At 63.2% G+C, this 19,935-nt stretch carries 19 protein-coding genes; 8 read left to right on the forward strand and 11 right to left on the reverse strand.

Translation table 11 applies throughout. The features are described 5' to 3' along the window. Nucleotides 1-195: 195 nt before the first annotated feature. Nucleotides 196-1,209 (forward strand): IS110 family RNA-guided transposase, encoded by a 1,014-nt coding sequence (locus ACYVGS_RS12535; RefSeq protein WP_460589033.1) that lies wholly within the window; start codon nt 196-198, stop codon nt 1,207-1,209. Between the two features lie 336 nt (nt 1,210-1,545). On the opposite strand, the gene ACYVGS_RS12540 is transcribed toward ACYVGS_RS12535, so the two are convergent. From ACYVGS_RS12540 to ACYVGS_RS12550, 3 genes are read right to left on the reverse strand one after another with little or no spacing between them, the layout of a single operon-like run. Then, complete coding sequence (locus ACYVGS_RS12540) at nt 1,546-2,808, reverse strand: class I SAM-dependent methyltransferase (RefSeq protein ID WP_460589034.1); 1,263 nt, start codon at nt 2,806-2,808, stop codon at nt 1,546-1,548. 3 nt (nt 2,809-2,811) lie between these two features. Then, nucleotides 2,812-3,570 (reverse strand): DUF1365 domain-containing protein, encoded by a 759-nt coding sequence (locus tag ACYVGS_RS12545; protein WP_460589035.1) that lies wholly within the window; start codon nt 3,568-3,570, stop codon nt 2,812-2,814. Beyond that, nucleotides 3,567-4,826 (reverse strand): NAD(P)/FAD-dependent oxidoreductase, encoded by a 1,260-nt coding sequence (locus tag ACYVGS_RS12550; RefSeq protein WP_460589036.1) that lies wholly within the window; start codon nt 4,824-4,826, stop codon nt 3,567-3,569. Before ACYVGS_RS12550 ends, ACYVGS_RS12545 begins: the two co-directional genes overlap by 4 nt. A 205-nt stretch (nt 4,827-5,031) precedes the next feature. Here ACYVGS_RS12550 and ACYVGS_RS12555 point away from each other — a divergent pair, with 205 nt between their 5' ends. The 7 genes from ACYVGS_RS12555 to ACYVGS_RS12585 all read left to right on the forward strand — a co-directional run bounded on the left by ACYVGS_RS12555 (nt 5,032) and on the right by ACYVGS_RS12585 (nt 13,682). Then, nucleotides 5,032-5,634, forward strand: coding sequence for a sigma-70 family RNA polymerase sigma factor (locus ACYVGS_RS12555; RefSeq protein WP_460589037.1), 603 nt, complete (start codon nt 5,032-5,034; stop codon nt 5,632-5,634). A gap of 4 nt (nt 5,635-5,638) precedes the next feature. Further along, on the forward strand, nt 5,639-6,295 hold the full coding sequence (locus ACYVGS_RS12560) for a cupin domain-containing protein (protein ID WP_460589038.1): 657 nt from the start codon (nt 5,639-5,641) through the stop codon (nt 6,293-6,295). 272 nt (nt 6,296-6,567) lie between these two features. Further along, a complete protein-coding gene (locus tag ACYVGS_RS12565) occupies nt 6,568-7,710 on the forward strand; it encodes an NAD(P) transhydrogenase subunit alpha (protein ID WP_460589039.1) in 1,143 nt (380 codons plus the stop codon). A 1-nt stretch (nt 7,711) separates the two neighbouring features. Continuing rightward, nucleotides 7,712-7,993, forward strand: coding sequence for an NAD(P) transhydrogenase subunit alpha part 2 (locus tag ACYVGS_RS12570; RefSeq protein WP_460589040.1), 282 nt, complete (start codon nt 7,712-7,714; stop codon nt 7,991-7,993). Nucleotides 7,994-8,022: 29 nt separating this feature from the next. Then, nucleotides 8,023-9,354: an NAD(P)(+) transhydrogenase (Re/Si-specific) subunit beta gene (locus ACYVGS_RS12575; protein WP_460589259.1), complete on the forward strand. Its 1,332-nt coding sequence runs from the start codon at nt 8,023-8,025 to the stop codon at nt 9,352-9,354. Nucleotides 9,355-9,677: 323 nt separating this feature from the next. Next, a complete protein-coding gene (locus tag ACYVGS_RS12580; protein ID WP_460589041.1) occupies nt 9,678-11,765 on the forward strand; it encodes a TonB-dependent receptor in 2,088 nt (695 codons plus the stop codon). 42 nt (nt 11,766-11,807) lie between these two features. Next, entirely contained in the window at nt 11,808-13,682 is a 1,875-nt protein-coding gene (locus tag ACYVGS_RS12585) for a DUF3604 domain-containing protein (protein WP_460589042.1), read from the forward strand. Between the two features lie 3 nt (nt 13,683-13,685). On the opposite strand, the gene ACYVGS_RS12590 is transcribed toward ACYVGS_RS12585, so the two are convergent. Genes ACYVGS_RS12590 through ACYVGS_RS12625 form a run of 8 tightly spaced genes read right to left on the reverse strand, consistent with a single transcriptional unit; the run spans nt 13,686 to nt 19,935 of the window. Continuing rightward, nucleotides 13,686-15,452: an ABC transporter ATP-binding protein/permease gene (locus tag ACYVGS_RS12590; RefSeq protein ID WP_460589043.1), complete on the reverse strand. Its 1,767-nt coding sequence runs from the start codon at nt 15,450-15,452 to the stop codon at nt 13,686-13,688. After that, nucleotides 15,449-16,198: a TatC family protein gene (gene tatC, locus ACYVGS_RS12595; RefSeq protein WP_460589044.1), complete on the reverse strand. Its 750-nt coding sequence runs from the start codon at nt 16,196-16,198 to the stop codon at nt 15,449-15,451. The genes ACYVGS_RS12590 and tatC overlap by 4 nt, the downstream gene beginning before the upstream one ends. Further along, on the reverse strand, nt 16,195-16,590 hold the full coding sequence (gene tatB / locus ACYVGS_RS12600; RefSeq protein WP_460589045.1) for a Sec-independent protein translocase subunit TatB: 396 nt from the start codon (nt 16,588-16,590) through the stop codon (nt 16,195-16,197). The genes tatC and tatB overlap by 4 nt, the downstream gene beginning before the upstream one ends. Nucleotides 16,591-16,613: 23 nt before the next feature. Beyond that, complete coding sequence (gene tatA, locus ACYVGS_RS12605; protein ID WP_460589046.1) at nt 16,614-16,862, reverse strand: Sec-independent protein translocase family protein; 249 nt, start codon at nt 16,860-16,862, stop codon at nt 16,614-16,616. Nucleotides 16,863-16,874: 12 nt separating this feature from the next. Next, nucleotides 16,875-17,210, reverse strand: coding sequence for a phosphoribosyl-ATP pyrophosphatase (locus ACYVGS_RS12610; protein ID WP_460589047.1), 336 nt, complete (start codon nt 17,208-17,210; stop codon nt 16,875-16,877). After that, nucleotides 17,207-17,611, reverse strand: coding sequence for a phosphoribosyl-AMP cyclohydrolase (gene hisI, locus ACYVGS_RS12615; protein WP_460589048.1), 405 nt, complete (start codon nt 17,609-17,611; stop codon nt 17,207-17,209). Before hisI ends, ACYVGS_RS12610 begins: the two co-directional genes overlap by 4 nt. A gap of 33 nt (nt 17,612-17,644) precedes the next feature. Then, complete coding sequence (ubiB, locus tag ACYVGS_RS12620; protein ID WP_460589049.1) at nt 17,645-19,297, reverse strand: protein kinase family protein; 1,653 nt, start codon at nt 19,295-19,297, stop codon at nt 17,645-17,647. Continuing rightward, a complete protein-coding gene (locus tag ACYVGS_RS12625) occupies nt 19,294-19,935 on the reverse strand; it encodes a ubiquinone biosynthesis accessory factor UbiJ (protein WP_460589050.1) in 642 nt (213 codons plus the stop codon). The genes ubiB and ACYVGS_RS12625 overlap by 4 nt, the downstream gene beginning before the upstream one ends.

Genomic DNA, 19,935 nt, shown 5'->3' on the forward strand with positions numbered 1-19,935 from the left:
CCAGTAGCGAGCTCGTGTGGGCTGTCGCCGGCACTGAGTGCGGTGCCCGTATTGCGCGCTTTGGGACCGTCGGCGACAGGGATGTCGCCGTCGAGCTTACAAGGATGATGAGATGAACACCTCTTGTTGAAATCGGCGTCAAGGCGCCACTATTGGATTAACGAAATCAATAGATCAACAACAAGAGGTGTTCAAGTGAAAGTTACCTTAATCGGAGTTAATTTGGCAAAGTCTGTTCTCCAGGTCTGCGGCGTCAACCAGGCAGGCAAGGTTGTGTTCAATCATCAGGTGCGCCGGAACCGGCTGCACGGGAAACTTCTCCAGTTTCCTGATGCTGCCATTGCTATGGAAGCTTGCAGTGGGTCCAACTACTGGGGCCGGGAACTCCAAAAGCATGGGTTTGAAGTGTTTTTGATTCCGCCACAGCACGTTAAACCCTTCGTAAAGGGCAACAAGAACGATCGCAACGACGCCTTTGCGATCACCGAAGCAGCTCGACGGCCCAGGATGCAGTTTGTCCAGCCGCGAACGCTGGAACAGACAGATATTCTGGTGCTGCACAAAGTTATCGATCGCAAGGTGAAGTCGCGTACGGCGCTGACGAACCAGATCCGAGGGCTGTTGAACGAATACGGCGTTGTTGTCAGTCCTGGGAAGGGGCGTTTGCTCAGAGCCCTGCCTGAGCTTCTGGAAGATCCCGATAACGGGCTGACACCTGCAGCCAGAGAAGTACTCCATAGCCTGCTGGAGGAATGGTGGGAGAGTGATCGGCAGATTCAGGCCCATGAGGCTAAGCTCAAGAGAACAGCCAAGCAGCTGGAGCCAGCTCGCAGGCTGATGGCGGTCAAAGGAGTTGCCGAGAAAACGGCAACTGCTATGGTTGGTTTTGCCGGCGAGGGAAAGGCGTTCAAGAGCGGACGACACTTTGCTGCCAATCTGGGACTGGTGCCCAGTGAGCACTCCAGTGGCGGCAGGCAAAAGCTGGGCGGCATCACCCGACGGGGCAACAATTATCTGCGCCGGCTATTGATTCAGGGCGCCTGGTCGGTCATCCGTTACGCGAGTCGATCAACGGATCGGCTATCGCGCTGGGCCGACAACGTCATGGAGCGCCGCGGTAAACACAAAGCCGTGGTCGCTGTGGCGAACAAACTGGCGCGCATACTATGGGCTATGTTGTATCACCAGACCGAATACCGGCCCGGTTAATACGACTGGCTGAAAGGAGCAATCACCCCAAGCAAACACGGTGAGCAATGAGTTAACGGGTTAAACCGGCCCTTGTGAATGCTGCTGAATACACGGAGCCCCAACTCCGTACGGACGATAAGCGGCAAGGGCGCGGTTTTCATTGAGGCCAGAGTCACCGAAGTGACTCAGCACAAAGGCCGGATATACGTGCGCAGTTTTACCCAGTTAACCTTTTACACCGCGGAAGCATTTGGGACTTGCTCAACAAGAGGTCTACATATACGTATTCACAGCGTGTCCCAAAGCGCGCAATACGGGCGGCGCACGGAGCTAGCCAGGAAGCCGTGCGTGCGATCAGGCAGCTGGTCTGTAGCCGGGCTTGGCCAGGGTCAGTTGCACCGTGCTGATGATGCGTTCGCGGAAGCCGCCTTCGCAGTAGCAGAGGTAGAACTCCCACATGCGGATGAAGCGCTCGTCGAAACCCTGGCGGCGCACGGCGTCCAGCTGGGCCAGGAAGCGTTCGCGCCAGCAGGCCAGGGTGCGGGCGTAGTCCAGGGTGATGTCGCGCAGGTGGACCATCTGCAGGTCGGTGTGCTCGGCGACGTTGTCGGCAATCACCGCCAGGGAGGGCAGGCAGCCGCCGGGGAAGATGAAACGCTTGATGTAATCGACATTGTCGCGCGCCTGGCGGTAGCGCTGGTCGGCGACGGTGATCGCCTGCAAGGCCATCTTTCCTGCCGGCTTCAGCAGTGCGCTGCAGCGGGCAAAATAGTCGGCGTAAAACTGATGCCCCACGGCCTCGATCATTTCCACCGAGACCAGCTTGTCGTACTGCCCCTGGAGCAGGCGGTAATCCTCGCAGAGCACCTCGACGCGCCCTTCCAGGCCCAGTTCGGCGACCCGCTCGCGGGTGTACTCGTACTGTTCACGGGAAATGGTGGTGGTGGTGACTCGGCAGCCGTAGTGCTGCGCGGCATGGATGGCCATGCCACCCCAGCCCGTGCCGATTTCCAGCAGGTGGTCATCGGGGCCCAGTTCCAGCTGCTGGCAAAGGGTATCCAGCTTGGCCAGCGAGGCATGTTCCAGGGTCTGTGCGGGTTCCTCGAACAGCGCCGAGGAGTACATCATGGTCGGGTCGAGGAACAGACGGAAAAAGTCGTTGCCGAGGTCGTAGTGGGCGGCAATATTGCGCTGGGAGCCGCGGCGGGTGTTGCGATTCATGCCGTGGGCCAGTTTCAGGCTCAGGCGCAGCAGCCAGGACTGGCGTGCCTCCATCGCCTCCATGGTGGGGAGGTTGGCGGAGAACAGGCGGGTGACCGCAGTCAGATCGGGGCTGCTCCACTCCCCCTCGATATAGGCCTCGCCCGAACCCACGGTGCCGTGGGTGAGTACCCGGGCGTAGACCGCCGGATTGTGGACGCGCACTTCGGCGTGCAGCCCACTGGGGCAGTCGGTGTGACCGACGTGGAAGACCTGGTCACCGTCGTGAATGGTCAGGCTGCCGACAGAAAAGTTGTCGAGCACCCCCAGCAGTAGTCGCCGCGCCAGTCCCGTATTGCTCCAACGACGACGGGGGCGGGCCTGCAGTCGGATGTCGCTGACACTCACATCACTCATTGCTCAAACTCCAGTGCTTTTCTTTGTTCCGGGGTGCGAGTGGAAGGGCACCCGTTTCAGGAACAGGCGCAGGGCCTGCCAGTAAATGCCCAGTGCTACCTTGCCCGTCATCAGGGGGTAGCGCCAGAGTATGCGGTTCAGGCTGCCCGCCGTTAGGGTCTGAGCCTGCAGGTCGAGGGTGGCATCGAACACCTTCCCCTCGTCAGTGTGGTTCTCCAGGTGTATGGACAGCTGCTCCCCCGGGGTGTTACTGCGCCAGTGGTAGCGCATGGCCATGGGGTTGAAGGGCGACACGTGAAAGCATTTGTCGAACTCGGAGTGCAACCATTGGCCCGCCGCGGGCCCCGGTAGCACATAGCTGTGGCGTTCAGCCCAGGGGGTGTTGGTGACCTCGGCCACCAGGTACTCGAGCCGAGTCTCGTCTTCGCTGAAGCAGTAGTAACAGGCCAGCGGGTTCATCTGCAGCCCGAAGTAGCGCAGGTTGGCGAGTAGATAGATCGGGCCACGGGGGTGCTCGCCTGTCGCTTCCTCCACGCGCTGTCGCACGGCTTCCTGCAGGGGAACGTCGGGGTCGCCGAGGAAGTCGCTGCGGCGAAAGCAGGCGGGTGCGCGGCCCCGGGCCGACCACAGCCAGCGGCCATCAAACAGCTCGGGCAGCTCGTCCAGGCAGAGGTAGGGCATGAATACTCGATAGGCGAAGCTGTGTTCCCGCGGGAGGAAGCGGCGATGCCGTAGCGTGCCCTGGTAGAGCCTCGATTTCACGCCGCTGCCCTGCCCGCCCCGCCGATGCCCTCGACCACCCGGAGTGCACTGACCACGCCATCTTCGTGGAAACCGTTGTGCCAGTAGGCGCCGCAATACCAGGTGTTGCGCACACCATTGATTTCCCCCCAGCGCTGTTGGGCGTCGATGCCCGCGAGGGAGAAAACGGGGTGATCGTAGCGAAACTCGCCGAGAATCCGATTGGGATTGATCGCGTCCCTGTCGTTCAGGGTGACACAGAAGGTCTCCGGGGCATCCAGGCCCTGCAGGATGTTCATGTTGTAGGTCACCACGGCGCGACCGCTGTCCACCCCCAGGCGGTAATTCCAGCTCGACCAGGTGCTGCGCTTGCGCGGCAGCAGGCGCGTATCCGTGTGCAGGATCACGTCGTTGGCCTGATAGGGCAGCGCGCCGAGGACCTGTTTCTCCTCCCGGCTGGGGTCGGCCAGCAGGCTCAGCGCCTGATCGGAATGGGTCGCGACCACGACCTGGTCGAAGCGAAAGCTGCGACCGTCTTCCAGCATCAACTCTACGCCGTCTGCTTGCCGCTGCAGGTGCTTCACGCGGGCGCGTGTGTAAATGCGCTCCTCGAAGCGCTGGCACAGGGGGCGCAGATATTCCCGGGAGCCGCCCTCGATGACGCGCCATTGGGGCCGCTGCTTGACCGAGAGTAGCCCGTGGTTACGAAAGAAACGCACAAAGAACTCGACCGGGAATTCCCGCACGCTGGCACAGTCGGAGGACCAGATGGCCGAAGCCATGGGGACCAGATACTGCTCGGCGAAGGGCTCGCCGTAGCCGCGCCTGTCGAGGTAGTGACCGAGGGTTTCCCCTGTCGCGAGTTGCCCGCCTTCCAGGTCGGCGACGGCTTCGCGATTGAAGCGCAGGAGGTCCCGGATCATGCCGAGGAAACGCGGGGAGACCAGATTGCGACGCTGGGCAAACAGCGTGTTCAGGCTGCTGCCGGAATACTCCAGCCCGCTGCGCTCATCGCGCACGCTAAAGCCCATGGACGTGGGTTTGCTGGGTACGCCGAGCTCGTCGAGCAGGGCTATGAAGTGTGGATAGGTCCAATCGTTATAGACGATAAAGCCGGTATCCACGGCGTAGCGACGGGTGCCGAGGCTCACGTCCACGGTGGCGGTGTGGCCACCGATGCGCTCGCCGGCCTCGAAAACGCTGACCCGGTGCTCGCGGCTGAGATAGTGGGCACAGGTCAGGCCGGATATTCCCGAGCCGATAACGGCAATGTCCAAGGCGGACCTCCTGGTGGGGGCGCGGCGCGGCCGCATTATTGGTTGACTTGTGCCTGATTACGCGCCTTGTCCGGCCGTGGATCACGCTCCGTTTCATCGAGCGGACGGGCCCCGTCCGGGACACGTCCCGAGAAACCCGCGGTAACTGATCCAGCCTCATGTTGCCAGCGTATACTCAGCACAAGTCAAAAGGAAGGGTGCAAGCGTGGAGGATTCACGGGAAGCGGGGACCAGCCAGGCGATCGACGCGTCGGGACGCCGCGTCGACGAGTGGAGTGAATGTCTGGTGCTGATCGGCAGCAACCAGGACCGGGCGGCTTTTACCCGCCTTTTCCGACATTTCGCCCCACTCATCAAGGCCTTTGCCCTGGCGGGTTCCAGTCTGTCGGCTACCCATGCCGACGAGCTGGTACAGGAGGTCATGTTGAAGATCTGGCAGAAAGCCGGGGCCTATGACCCCCGCAAGGCGGCGGCGAGTACCTGGGTCTACACCATCGCCCGCAACTGCAGGACGGACATGTTCCGGCGCCTGCAGAAATTCGATACGCCGCTGGCGGCCGAGGACTTTACCCCGGAGCAGGACGACGAGGAGCCATTGGTGCAGTTGCAGAGCCGCCGCAACCGGGAGCGCATCAAGGCCCTGATGAGCACACTGCCGCCCGACCAGGCGCAGATCCTCGCCAAGGTGTACATGGAAGGCAAGTCCCACGCCGAGGCGGCAAACGACATGGACCTGCCGCTGGGCACCGTGAAGTCACGGGTGCGCCTGGCGCTGCAGAAACTACAGATTCAGATGGAAAGACAATAGCGTTATGGCCAAGTATCACCCCAGTGTCGATTTGTTGACCGAGTACGCCGCGGGCATCCTTCCGCTGGCTCAGGCTGCCTGCCTTTCGGCTCACCTCAATTACTGTGCCCAGTGCCGGCAGCAGACCGCTCAGCTGCAGGATCTCGGTGCCGAGCTTTTTTCCTCCCTGCCGCCGCAGCCGGTGGCGGAGAGCTTGCTGGACAATGTGCTGGCCCGTCTCGACGAGGCACCGCCACTGCGTTACCAGCGGGTGCCCGAGTCGGGCGTGGGCCGCCTGCCGGCCCTGTTGCAGCGCCTGATGCGTGGGGATTTCCGCGAGCTCAGCTGGAAGAAAATCACCGGTTCGCTGCGTATCAGCTACCTGCGCACGGGAGATCCCTCCTTTGAGTTTGCCCTCTATCACATCAAGGCGGGGGGGCGGATTCCCCAACATACCCACCGCGGCTCGGAGATGACCCTGATCCTGCAGGGCGGCTTTTCGGATGCGCATGGCAGCTATCACGTGGGCGATTTTCTCTACCGCGATGCGGAGGATGATCACGCCCCCACGGCGCTGCAGTCCGAGGATTGCATTTGCCTGGCGGTGCTGGATGCGCCCCTGCGCTTCACCAGCTGGAAGTACCGCTGGATGAACCCCTTTCTGCAGTTGCGTCCCGGTTGATCAACTTGTGTCCGGGCTTTTCGAGGCTCGGGCATCCTCGGAGTTGGCCTCTGAATGCCCCTTTTCGGGGCATTTTTCACACTTATGAAGCATAAAACTGGCCAAAACGCCAGGTTTGTGCACCGCGCTGGTGATGATACTATCCGCGGCCTGTACGAAACGTGTACAGTACGCGGCCGCTTTTTGCCTCTTGGGGGGCGAGGGGTCGTAGCGCCGGCACCGAGTGCCCAAGCGCAGTCTCTGTCTGGAAGATACATGGGGTATCCAACACTATGCGTATAGCCATTCCCAGGGAAACCCACCCGGGTGAAAACCGGGTTCCCGTCACACCGGAGGTGGCCAAGAAGCTGGTACGCCTCGGCGCGGAAGTGGAGTTCGAAGCCGGCATGGGGGCCGGTTCGGGTTTTGCCGACCAGGAGTACATCGACGCCGGCGCCACCGTCAGCAATGACCGCGAGGCGCTGTTCCGCAATGCGGATCTGTTGCTCAGACTGCGCAAGCCTCAGCGGGACGAAGTCTCCCTGATGAAGCGCGGGGCGATCCATATCAGCTATCTGGACCCGTTCAACGAGCACGACCTGGTGCGCGCGCTCCAGGAACAGGGCGTGACGGCGATCAGCATGGAGATGATCCCGCGGACCACTCGCAGCCAGAAAATGGATGCCCTGAGTTCCCAGGCCAACCTGGCGGGTTACGTCACGGTACTGCTGGCGGCGACTCACCTGCCCCGTATCCTGCCGATGATGATGACACCGGCGGGTACCCTGAAGCCGGCCAAGGTGTTCATCATCGGTGCCGGCGTGGCCGGCCTGCAGGCAATCGCCACGGCCAAGCGCCTGGGTGCCAAGGTCACAGCCTTCGATACCCGGCCCGTGGTGGCCGAACAGGTGCGCTCACTGGGCGGCACCTTCCTCGAGATCGATCTGGGTGAAACCGGCGAGACCGAGGGTGGCTACGCGAAGGAGCTGACTCCCGAGCAGATCGAGAAGCAGCGCCAGGCGCAGAAAGAGGTTATTGCCAACTCCGACGTGGTCATCACCACGGCCCAGGTGTTCGGTCGCAAGCCTCCGGTGCTGGTGACCCGGGATATGGTCGAAGGCATGCAGCCGGGTTCGGTTATCGTGGACATGGCTGCCGAGACCGGGGGCAATGTCGAGGGCTCGGTGCCCAACGAGACTGTGGACGTCAACGGCGTGACCATTATCGGACAGGGCAACCTGCCCAACCAGGTCTGCCGGGATGCCAGCCAGATGTATGCCAGCAACGTTTTCAACCTGGTGGATGATGTCTGGGACAAGGAAGCGAACAGCTTCAAGGTCGACTTCGATCACGACATCCTGCCGGGCTGTGTGATCACCCACGACGGCCAGGTCACCAACGAAACCATCAAGAACATCCTTGAGGGGGGCAACTGACATGGAAGCCGTATTCCTGACTTTTATCCTGGTGTTGTCCATCTTTCTGGGCTTCGAACTGATACACAAGGTTCCCGCGACCCTGCACACACCGCTGATGTCCGGGGCCAACGCCATTTCCGGTATCACCGTGGTGGGTGCCATCAGTCTGGCCGGTAGCGGACAGCATGATCTGTCACAGTGGCTGGGCGCGGGTGCCGTTGCGCTGGCAACCATCAACGTGGTCGGCGGTTACATGGTGACCGACCGCATGCTCGCCATGTTCAAGAAGAGAGGGGGTTGATCGTGGGAGGCAATGCTTTGTTTATTCAGATGACCTGGGTCGTCGCGGCGATCCTCTTCATCTTCGGCCTGAAACTGCTGGGCTCCGCGGGCACCGCCCGCAAGGGCAACCTGATGTCCGCCGTGGGCATGCTGCTGGCCATCGTGGCGGCGCTGCTCCAGCAGGATCTGGAGTTCCAGTGGATCCTGATCGGCTTTGTGGTCGGCGGCCTGATTGGCGCCGCCGCGGCGCGCCTGGTGCAGATGACCGCCATGCCGGAAATGGTGGCCCTGTTCAACGGCTTCGGCGGCATGGCCAGCCTGCTGGTGGGCTGGGCTGCACTCGGTGGTGCCGGCAACACCTTTACCCTGGTGACCATCGTGCTGTCGATTCTGATCGGTGGCCTGACCTTTACCGGTTCGCTGATTGCCTACGGCAAGCTCAGCGAGACCATCGGCAGTGGTGCCGTGACTTTCGGCGGCCAGCAGATCGTCAACAGCCTGATTGTGCTGGGTATTCTGGCCAGCGCGGTGATGTTCTGCCTGCAGCCCGAGAATCACACCTGGCTGTACGTGGTGGTGGGGCTGTCGCTGCTGTTTGGCATCATGGCGGTAATTCCCATCGGTGGTGCCGACATGCCGGTGGTGATTTCGCTGCTGAACTCCTACTCCGGTCTGGCTGCCTGTGCTGCGGGTTTCGCGATCAACAACAACATCCTGATCGTGGCCGGTGCCCTGGTCGGTGCCTCGGGCATCATCCTGACCCAGATCATGTGCAAGGCGATGAACCGCTCCTTGAGCAACGTGCTGTTCAGCGGCTTCGGCAGTGCTGCCAAGGACACCAGCACGGTGGAGGGCGAGATCAAGCCGCTGTCCGTGGACGACGCTTTCTACATCCTGGAAGCGGCCACCAGCGTGGCCATCATCCCCGGCTACGGCATGGCGGTAGCCCAGGCGCAGCACGCGGTGAAAGAGCTCTGTGAACTGCTGGAGTCCAACGGTGCCGAGGTCAACTTCGGTATCCACCCGGTGGCGGGCCGCATGCCCGGGCACATGAACGTGCTGCTGGCCGAGGCGGATGTGCCCTACGACCAGCTGCTGGAGATGGACGATATCAACCCGCGCATGGAAACCGTGGATGTGGCGATCGTTATCGGTGCCAACGACGTGGTCAACCCGGCTGCCCGCGAGGTGGAGTCCAGCCCCATCTACGGCATGCCGGTGATCAACGTGGACAAGGCGCGCACGGTATTCGTACTCAAGCGCTCCATGGCCTCGGGCTTTGCCGGTATCGAGAACCCGCTGTTCTACAAGGAGAATACGCGGATGATCTTCGGCGACGCCAAGGAAACCCTCAACGGCCTGATCCGCGAGTTCAGCTGATCCTGCTCCGGGCTCCCACAGGGGCCCGACATCTTCTCCAGGGCGGGTTATCCCGCCCTTTTCGTTTGTTCCCCCTCCTGTATCGATAGCAGCGGTTATTCGCCGAGACGGTGGAAGGTGCTGTGCTATCTGGCGCTTGCCGCCAAATCATCGACTGAAAAGCCCGCGATGACGTGTGTGCCGTTCGGCGCGGTCGCTGATGGAGCAATCAATTCGTAGTGTTTCGGCAACAATAACCGTAGCCGAGGCAGAACCCCGTGAAACAGAACTCTACCGTACTCCGTTTTCAGCCACTTGCACTGGCAACTCTGTGTGCAATCGGTATGCAGCCCCATGTATCGGCTGCTGCCCTGGAAGAAGTCTTCGTCACTGCCCAGAAGCGGGTAGAGTCCGCCCAGGATACCCCGATCTCCATGGCAGCGTTCAACAACCAGCAGCTGGAACGACAGGGCATCACTGACCTCACGGGCGTTCGCGACAAGATACCCAATTTCCAGATTTCGCCACATCCCAACAGTGCCGCCACCACCCTGATCAACATTCGCGGTGTCGGAAACACGGACGACCAGATCACTCTGGACCCGCGGGTTGCGGTCTATGTGGACAATGTCTATGTGGCGCGTAGCCAGGGCCTGGCCATGGAAGTCGCGGATATTGAGCGTATTGAGGTGCTGCGGGGACCTCAGGGGTCGCTGTACGGGCGCAACGCCACCGGCGGTGCGGTCAATTTCCATACCCGGGCGCCCCGGCTGGGAGAGATGGGGCTGCGCCAGGATGTCTCGGTGGGTAACCGGAGCCTCCTGCGCCATCGTACCAGCGTCAATCTGCCCCTGGGTGACACCGCCGCGGCCGAGGTGACATGGTTGCGTCAGGAGCGCGACGGATTCGTTGACAATCGCGGTACCGGTGTCGAACGGTTTGGTGACCAGGATCGCGAGGCCTGGCGCGCGGCTCTCCTCTGGGATGTGGGTGACAGCACGCAGGTCCGGTACACCTACGACCGCTCGATCATCGAGGACACGCCCGCCTTCCTGGCTGCCGTGCCCCTCTATCCGGCGACGGGAAGCCGGCCCAGCGCCGGTTCGCCAGGTGTTCGAGACCTGCTCGCCAATGACATTACTGCCCAGGGGCACAACCTTACGGTCGACTGGGAGATTGCCGAGAATCTGACTTTCAAGTCGATTACCGCCTACCGCGACCTCGACAATTTCAACAACCAGAATTACCACACTGGTGTGGTCGCACCACTGCCCCTGTTTGCCAATGCCTGGTGGCAGGAGCAGGACCAGTTCACCCAGGAGTTCCAGCTCACCGGCGATGCCCTCGACGGGCGTCTCGAGTATGTGGCGGGTCTGTACTATTTTGACGAGTCGGCCGATAGCCGTGACCAGGTCGACGTGCCTTTGCAGAACTTCATGTCTCGCCGCACGATCAATGTGGAGAACCGGGCCTACGCCGTATTTGGGCAGGCCAGCTGGCGCCCTGACGTACTGGATGAGCGCCTCAAATTCACCGTCGGCTTGCGCTGGTCAAAGGACGAGCGCGAAGCGCGCATGCTGGATCGCCGGTTCTTCGGTGGGCAGCAGATTGCCGCATTGACTGGCCAGGGCGACAACGACTTTTCCGATGTCAGTCCCAGCCTGATCGTTGCCTACGACCTGGGCGAGAACACTAACCTGTACGCCAAGGTGGTTTCTGGCTATAAGACCGGTGGTTTCAACATCCGGGCGAGCAGCATCCAGCGCTTCGAGGATGGTTTCGATCAGGAAGAACTGATCTCCTGGGAAGTCGGAGCCAAGACCCAGCTGCTCGAAAATCGTCTGCGCGTGAATGTTGCGCTGTTTACCGCTGATTACGATGATATTCAGCTTTCGGTATCCGACCCGGTAGATGTGACCCGGGCAGACATCCTGAATGCCGGCGAAGCCACCGTGGAAGGCCTGGAGCTCGATGTGACCGCGCTGCTTGGTATGGGTTTCCAGCTGACGGCCAGTTATGGCTACGTGAACTCGGTTTACGAGAAGGTTATCGATGAGGCTGGTCGCAACCTCTATCGCAACTACCAGTTTGTCGACAGCCCCGAGCACACCTGGAACGTCGATCTTGAGTACAGTGCTGAGTTCATCGCGGGATCCGAGTTGACCGCCAGTCTCGGCTACAGTTGGAGTGATGAGCGATTTGGCAATGCCGCCAATGATCGCCGCTATCGCATCGACGACTATGGTTTGCTGAATGCCCGAGTGGGTGTCAGTGATATCGCGGTAGGCGGTGACGCAATGCTGCGTGTGGCCTTGTGGGGGCGCAACCTGGAGGACAAGGAGTATTACCTGTCCCATTTCCCGACTGGCGTGCCCACGACGATTTTCGGCGAGCCTCGCAGCTACGGCGTCGACCTGGTGCTGGAACTGTAGCGGGCCGCGTTGCTGCTTTGACCCCCACAGGGAGGATTCACGATGAAGCGTAGATGGACAGGTCTGCTGGCACTTGCACTGGCCGCTCCCGGGCTGGCCTCCGAGGTGCTTTACTCCCCACACCAGCAACAGGCTGTGCCCATGCAGCTGCTGTGGGGTGATACGCACATCCATACCCGGCTATCGGCAGATGCCAACTTTTCCGGCAATCTCACCCTGGGGCCCGAGGAAGCACTGCGTTTTGCCCGCGGCGAGGAGGTGGTCGCGCCCAGTGGCCTGAAGGCACAACTGGCCCGGCCGCTGGATTTTCTGGTGATTTCGGACCACGCCGAGTACCTGGGGCTGATACCCGCCATGCGTGCAGGCGACCCGGGCATGATGGACAGTCCCACCGCACGGCGCTGGATGGAAATGCTGTCGGGCTCCCGGGAAGACGTCAGCCAAGCGATTCAGGAGGTGACGGCGTCGTTTATCGGCGGAAAGCCGCTGATCGAGAACGCCTCGATTACGCGCGATACCTGGGCCCATATTGCGGCCGCGGTGGATGAAGCCAATACCCCGGGCGCGTTCACGGCCTTTACTGGTTTTGAGTGGACCTCCATGCCGGGTGAGGGAAACAACCTGCACCGGGTGGTCGTATTCCGCGATGGGGCAGAGAAGGTCACTGCCGTGCTCCCCTACTCGGCTTTCGACAGCGAGAACCCGGAGGATCTCTGGCGCTACCTGGCCAGCTACGAGCAGGAGACCGGGGGCCAGGCCTTCGCGATTCCCCACAACAGCAATGTCAGCAATGGACTGATGTTCACCGAGTCAATGTACGACGGCAGTCCGCCGACGCCGGAGTACACGGCGATGCGAGCCCGCTGGGAGCCGCTGGTGGAGATTACCCAGATCAAGGGTGACAGTGAAGCGCACCCCTTGCTGTCCCCTGGTGACGAGTTTGCCGATTACGGTACCTGGGACCGTCTCAACCTGCTGGGCAATCGCCTCAACGAAGAAAAAATGCTGAAGTATGAATACACGCGCGAGGCCTTGAAGCTGGGTCTGCGCATGCAGGAAGACACTGGCAGCAACCCCTACCGCTTCGGCGTGATTGGCTCCAGCGATGCCCACAACGCCCTGGCCGCGATGGATGAGGACAATTTCTGGAGCAAGGGTCCCACCATGGAGCCCTCTCCCACGCGAGCGCGAGGCCCCATGATCCCCTCGCGTCCCTATCCCGACCAGAGCATGCGTACCTGGGAGCAACTGGCTGCGGGCTACGCTGCGGTGTGGGCGACGGAAAATACCCGGGAGGCCATTTTCGACGCAATGCAGCGACGGGAAGTCTATGCCACCACGGGCCCCCGGATGAGTGTTCGTTTTTTTGCCGGGTGGGAGTTTGCGGATGATGACGCCCTGTCACCGCATCTGGCGCTGACGGGCTATCGCAAGGGTGTGCCTATGGGCGGTGTATTGTCCGCTGATCAGGATGTGGCGGCGCCGACCTTCCTGTTTGCTGCGCTGAAGGACACCGAAGGTGCCAATCTCGACCGCGTGCAAGTGGTCAAGGGCTGGCATGACCCGGACAGCGGGGAACTGCACGAGCGTGTCTACGATGTCGCCTGGTCGGGTGAGCGCGAGCCTGGGGCTGACGGCCGCTTGCCACCAGTCGGTGATACGGTTGACCTGGAGCACGCCACCTACCGCAACAGTATCGGTACAGCGCAGCTCAGCGGTGTCTGGCGCGACCCGGATTTTGATCCCGGGCAGCGGGCGTTCTACTACCTGCGGGTGCTGGAGATTCCCACGCCTCGCTGGGTGAACTACGACGTGCTGCGTCTTGGGGCAGAGCTCGAATCGGGTACCGCCCGAGCCCATCAGGAGCGGGCCTACACCTCGCCGATATGGTATGAGCCCACACCGGGCGGGCGTTGAACGTCAAGCCGTCGGGTGTGGTGCCGCATGGCCGTCGCGAAACTGCAGTTCCGCCAGGCGGGCGTATAGCGGGCAGTCGCGCAACAGGCTCTGATGGCTGCCGATGGCGATCACACGCCCTTCTTCAAGGACGGCGATGCGATCGACACGCTGGATGGTAGAGAGACGATGCGCGATCACCAGGGTCGTGCGGCCGCGCATGACCTCGCGCAGAGCCTCCTGGACATGGTGCTCGCTCTCGCTGTCCAGGGCGCTGGTGGCTTCGTCCAGCAGCAGGATACGCGGATTGCGCAGGATGGCCCGGGCCAGGGCAATGCGCTGGCGCTGGCCGCCGGACAGGCGCACCCCCAGTTCGCCCAGGTGGCTGTCGTAGCCCTGGGGCAGTCGCCGGATGAAGTCGTGGGCGTGGGCAGCGCGGGCGGCGGCCTCGACCTGGTCGCGGCTAGCACCCGGCCGCCCGTAGGCGATATTGTCGTGCACACTGGCAGTGAACAGCACCGGTTGCTGGGGCACGATCGCCAGTTGCGCCCGCAGGGTAGCCAGTCGCAGTGTCCGCAGGTCGACGCCACCCAGCAGGACCTGGCCCTGGTCCGGGTCGTAGAAGCGCTGCAGCAGCTGGAACAGGGTGGACTTGCCGGCGCCTGAAGGCCCGACCAGGGCCAGGCTCTGGCCCTCGGGAACCTCCAGTTCCAGATCCCTCAGGGCGGGTTTGTCCGCACGGCTGGGGTAGGAAAAGGTGACGCCCTGGAGCCGCAGCCCGGCGTTCGCCGGGGCCTCGCTGCGCTCGCCATCGATCAGCGCGCTGCGGGTGTCGAGCAACTCCAGCAGTCTTTCCGCGGCGCCGGCGGCCCGCTGCAATTCGCCCCAGACTTCGGCGATGGTGGCGAAGCCCATGCCTACCAGCATGGCATAAAACGTGAAGGCCCCCAGCTCCCCCGGACTCATGCGACCGCTGAGAACATCGCTGCCGCCGCTCCAGAGCATGGCTGCCATGCCGGAGAACAACAGCAGGATGGCCAGACAGACCAGCAGCGCACGCTGACGGATTCGCCGCCGCGCAACCTGGAACGCGCGCTCCACGGCGGCGCCAAAGGCCCGGCTTTCGGCCGCCTCGGCGGTGAAGGCCTGCACCGTGGGTAGCTGTTGAATGATTTCCCCGGCGCGACTGCCGACGTCGGCGATGCTGGCCTGGCTCTGGCTGGAGAGGCGCCGCACCCGGCGCCCGAAGATCAGGATCGGCAACAGTACCAGGGGAACCGTGCCGGCGATGATCAGGCTCAGTCGCGGGTTGGTGACAAACATCATGAGCAGGCCGCCGCTCAGGGTCAGGCTGCTGCGCAGGGCCATGCTCAGGGAGGAGCCGATAATGGTCTGCAACAGGCTGGTGTCCGTGGTCAGACGGGACATGATTTCGCCGCTGCGATTGTCCTCGAAGTAGGCCGTGTGCAGATGGATGACATTGTCAAAGACCGCCTGGCGAAGGTCGGCACTGACCCGCTCCCCCAGCCAGGACACCAGGTAGAAACGCAGGAAGGTACCCACCGCCATGGCCGCGGCGATGGCCATGATGAATCCGATGGCCCGACGCAGGTCGCCGGGTGTCCCACCGGCCAGGCCCTGGTCGATCAGCAGCTGCACCCCCTGCCCGAGGGCCAGGGTGGCGCCTGCAGTGAACAGCAGCGCCACCAGCGCGCCCAGCAGGCGCGCCCGGTAGGGCAGCAGAAAGCGAAAGACCGACAGCAGGGGTGACAGGGAGCGGCCGGGCTTCATTCCGCGCCGTTTTCTTCGCCGCGTTTCTGCACGAAGCGCCCGAAGAAAACGCCCACCTCGAACAGCATCCACATGGGGATCGCCAGCAGCGACTGGGAGATGATGTCCGGCGGGGTGAGCAGCATGCCGAAGATGAAGCAGCCGACGATGATGAAGGGGCGTTTCTTCGCCAGGTCCTCGGGGGTGGTGATACCGGCCCAGATCAGCAGGACCGCGGCGATGGGTATCTCGAAGGCCAGGCCAAAGGCAAAGAACAGCTTGAGGACAAAATCCAGGTAGCGGTTGATGTCGGTCATGATGGCGACATCTTCCGGCCCCACGCTGGTGAAGAAGGCGAAGATCAGGGGGAAGACAACGAAATAGGCGAAGGCGGCGCCGGCGTAGAACAGCAGCACCGACGAGGCCAGCAACGGAATCGCCAGGCGCTTCTCGTGGCGGTACATGCCCGGCGCAATGAAACTCCAGATCTGGTACAGGACGTAGGGTATGGCGACGAAGATCGACGCCACTAGGGTCAGCTTGAAGGGCGTCAGGAAGGGCGAGGCGACTTCCGTGGCGATCATGCTGGTGCCCGGGGGCAGCAGTGCCCGCAGGGGCTGCGAGACAAAGGTATAGATCTCGTTGGCGAAGGGAAACAGGGCAATGAAGACCACCAGTATCGCCAGCAGCGCCCGCAGCAGGCGGTCGCGCAACTCGGTCAGGTGCGCGACCAGCGGCATGGGCTGGTCGTGGGTGTCGTCGCTCATGATCTGCTCTGATCCGGGGCAGTTTCCTGCGGGGGCGTGGGTGCCTCGCTGGCGTCCGTTTGCGAGGCGGGCTCGGTGTCAGCGGGGGGGTGGACCTGCCCGGAGGCGGTGGTGTCGAGGTCGCGTCGGACGCTGTCCAGGCCGGCTTCCACTTCGCGGCTGGCTTCCTGCGCCTGACTGCGGATCTCCGAGCCGGTTTTCTTCAGTTCCTGCATCACGGCATCGTTGTGCAGTTCCTGCTCGACCTCCATGCGGATTTCGTTAAAACCGCGCCGCAGGCGGTGAACCCAGGCCATGACCGTGCGTACGGTGCCCGGCAGGCGTTCCGGCCCGATCACCAGCAGGCTGACCACGGCGATGATCAGCAATTCGGCAAATCCGATATCAAACATGCGGGGTTCCCGGTTCGGGAGGCCTAGGGTTTGGGGTGGCTCCCGTTGCTGGCGTCATCCGCCTGTTCGCTGCGCTGGCCGGGTGCGGTGTCTCCCGCCTCGTCCTTTTCCTTTTCCGGGGCGTCACCGTCGTCCTGCATGCTCTTGCGAAAGCCCTTGATGGCGCTCCCCAGGTCGCTGCCGAGGCCGCGCAAGCGCTTGGTGCCGAAGAGCATGACCACGATGGCCAGGATGATGAGAAGCTGCCAGATACTGATACCGCCGATGCCCATGTCGATCTCCGTTCAGGAATGCTGTTGCCGGGAGGCTTTTTCCTCCAGGCCCGATATGCCCATGCGCTGTTCCAGGCAGCCGAGAACTGCCGCGGCGTCACTGTCGAGGTGGGACAGCATCACCAGGGTGTGGAACCACAGGTCGGCCACTTCGCCCACCAGGGCCTCGCGATCGCCGCTGGCAGCCGCGTCCTTGGCGGCCAGGATCACTTCGGTGGCCTCTTCCCCAACCTTCTCGAGGATCTTGTTGAGGCCCTTGTGATGCAGGCTCGAGACGTAGGAACTGTCCGCAGCTGCCGTCTTGCGCTGGGCGAGTATGGCGTCGAGATGTTGCAGAATATCGTTCATTGACTGGATCCGTACAGCGCTTCCGGCGATTTGATGACCGGCTCGGTGATCTGCCAGTCGCCGTCCTGCCAGCGCCGGTAGAAACAGTGCTGGCGCCCGGTATGGCAGGCAATGCCGCCGATCTGCTCCACCTTTAGCAAGAGTGTATCGCCATCGCAGTCCAGTTGAAGCTCGTGAAGGCGTTGCACGTTGCCGGAGCTTTCCCCCTTGCGCCACAGGGCCTGGCGCGAGCGCGACCAGTACACGGCGCGGCCTTCCGCCAGGGTGAGGGCGAGAGATTCCGGGTTCATCCAGGCCAGCATCAGCACCTGACCGCTTTGCCAGTCCTGGGCAATGGTCGCGACCAGACCCTGGTCATTCCAGGTGACGGCGTCCAGCAGTGGGTTCGGTGATGGTTTCATGGTCTGGATTATCGCACAGCGGCGGCTTCTGGCCTATCTCGCGCTGCCGCGGTCCTCGGGCACCGGCCGCGCCCGGGGCCACAGCAGGGCGAGCCCGGCTGCCAGGGACAGCCAGCTCCACCAGGGCAGGCGCCCCAGGACCTGTGGCTCTGCCAGCAGCGGAAACATGGCCAGCAACAGGGCGAGGACCGCGAGAAAACGGCGGCGGCGCTCGCTGAGCGAGGGGCCTGCCGGGACAAGCTGTCGCCGTGGGTTGGCGCTGGCCACGGGCGCATGCGCGGCCTGCTGCAGGCTGTCCAGTATCGCGTCGGGCACCCGGGGCAACTGTTCCAGCCAGGAGGGCAGTTGCCGCAGCAGGCGGCGGGCCACCTGCTGCGGTGAATAGCGCTCGCGCATCCACTCCTCGAGATAGGGCTGCGCGGTATCCCAGAGGTTGAGCTGGGGGTAGAGCTCGCGCCCCAGGCCCTCGATGTTGAGCAGGGTCTTCTGCAGCAGGACCAGCGAGGGTTGTACCTCCATGTCGAAGCGGCGGGCGGTATCGAAGAGGTAGATCAGCAGCTGGCCGAAGGAGATATCACTGAGGGGGCGCTCGAACACCGGCTCGCAGACCGCGCGCATGGCCGACTCGAAATCCTGCACCCGGGTTTCCGGCGCGACCCAGCCACACTCCACATGCAGCTCGGCCACCAGCCGGTAATCGCGGTGGAAGACCGCCAGCAGATTGCGGGCCAGGTAGTACTGGTCGGCGTCGCTCAGGCTGCCGACAATGGCACAGTCCACCGCGATGTAGCGCGGATCGGCCGGATCGCTGGCGTCGACAAAGATATTGCCCGGGTGCATGTCGGCGTGGAAGAAGTTGTCGCGGAAGACCTGGGTGAAGAAAATTTCCACACCGCGCTCGGCGAGCAGCTTGAGATCCGTGCCCGCGGCGCGCAGGGCGGGGATATCGGTCACCGGGATACCTGAAATGCGCTCGCTGACCATGACGTTGGAGCGGGTGTAATCCCAGTACACCTGGGGCACGTGGACCAGCGGGCTGTCGGCGAAATTGCGCCGCAGCTGCGAGGCATTGGCCGCCTCGCGGCGCAGGTCCAGCTCGTCGAGGATGGTCTGTTCGTAGTCGGCCACCACTTCCACTGGGCGCAGGCGGCGGCCGTCGGACAGGTAGCGCCGCACCAGGCGGGCGATCAGGTAGAGCAGGCCAATGTCCTGGCGAATCACGGCTTCGATATCCGGGCGCAGGACCTTGACCACCACCCGGCTGCCGTCATGCAGCACAGCGCCGTGCACCTGGGCCACCGAGGCGGAGGCCAGTGGCCGGTTCTCGAATTCGGCGAAGACCTGCGCCAGCGGCGCCTCGAGCGCAGTCTCGATCAACGCGGCGGCGCGGCTCTCATCGAAGGGCGCCACGCGGTCCTGCAGGTGGGCGAGGCTGTCGGCGATGTCCGGCGGCAAGAGGTCGCGGCGGGTGGACAGCAGCTGGCCGAACTTGATGAAAACCGGGCCCAGGTCTTCCAGCGCCTGGCGCAGGCGCTCCCCGCGGGGTGTGTCGGTGCTGCCACCCAGCCCCAGGGCGCGCAGTCCCAGCCGGGCCCCGAGCGGCAGGCTCGCCGTATCCAGGAAGGTATCCAGCCGGTGGGTCATGGCGACCCGCAGGATGCGCAGCAGGCGCCGGGCGCGGATCACGAATGCTTGCCTTGCTGGGTGCGGCGGCGCAGGCGGCCCAGCCGCGACTGCAGGCGTTCCACCCGTTGCTGCAGGGCCTGCAGGTCGCGGTAGAAATCCTCGACTTCCTGTCGCGAGGGCGCCAGACGTCCCTCCTCGTGGAGGTATTCCTCGAGCTGTCGCCGCAGGCTGAGGGAGGCTTCGCGGCCGGTGCTGAAGCTGGCGCGCAGGAACACGGCCAGCTGGTGGCCCGCGACATCGCCCAGGACCTCGACCAGCGGGGCCTCCCAGTCCAGCTCCAGCCCGGCGATGATTTGCTGCAGCTGGATCAGGGCGCCGCTGTCCCCCTCGAGCTGCAGGCTGCCGTTGATCAGGGTCGCGGCGGGGTCGTCGGCGCTCGCCAGCTCGGCGAAATCCGAGGCGGCCCCGCGCACCCGCGTCGTGACCGGGCCATCGTACCAGCCGCGCAAGCTCAGACCGTCCCGGCCCGGCAGCAGATAGACACTGACGGCGGGTGCCGTGCAGGCCAGCGCGAAGCACTTGCCTTCCAGCCCGGCCAGGGCTTTGCCGGCCCCTGGGTCGAGGTCGAGGGCGGCATTGACCGCGCGCTCGAGGCCGGCCAGCACCGCGGTCACCAGGGTGGGGTCGAGTTGACTCAC

The sequence above is a fragment of the Haliea atlantica genome, assembly GCF_054779855.1.